The organism is Arthrobacter sp. 05T442 (assembly GCF_056395945.1).
Window position 1 is genome coordinate 1 of sequence record NZ_JBFTKM010000060.1, and the last position, 489, is coordinate 489.

At 58.9% G+C, this 489-nt stretch carries 1 rRNA gene; it reads right to left on the reverse strand.

What is annotated here, in order from left to right:
- Window positions 1-357: 357 nt before the first annotated feature.
- Window positions 358-489: ribosomal RNA gene (locus AC1DES_RS19175) — 16S ribosomal RNA — on the reverse strand; the annotation flags it as partial.

The window sequence follows — 489 nt, forward strand, 5'->3', positions numbered from 1 at the left end:
CGCAAGGGCCGATACGTCCATGATCGGTGCAGCCAGGAAACCAGAAACAAACAAAACCCACACCACAACCCCGCACCCCTCCCGAAAGAAGAACACGAAACCGCGCCATGGTCCTGTTGCCTCAGGACCCAACAGTGTGCCAAACACTACCCGGCGGTTCATTCCGGCGAGCGTTCCAGGAACCCTTCTCAAAGAAGGGAACCGTACTAGCTGCCGGCACGTGCCGCCAGGCACCTATTTGCTGATATTCCACCCGTGAGCACCCGCCGCAGAACAATCGTCTGCGCAACGGGCGTACTCCTGACAAMCCCKCCACACCCGCATACACGGGGCAAGGGACTTGTAGGTGCTCCTTAGAAAGGAGGTGATCCAGCCGCACCTTCCGGTACGGCTACCTTGTTACGACTTAGTCCCAATCGCCAGTCCCACCTTCGACAGCTCCCTCCCACAAGGGGTTAGGCCACCGGCTTCGGGTGTTACCAACTTTCG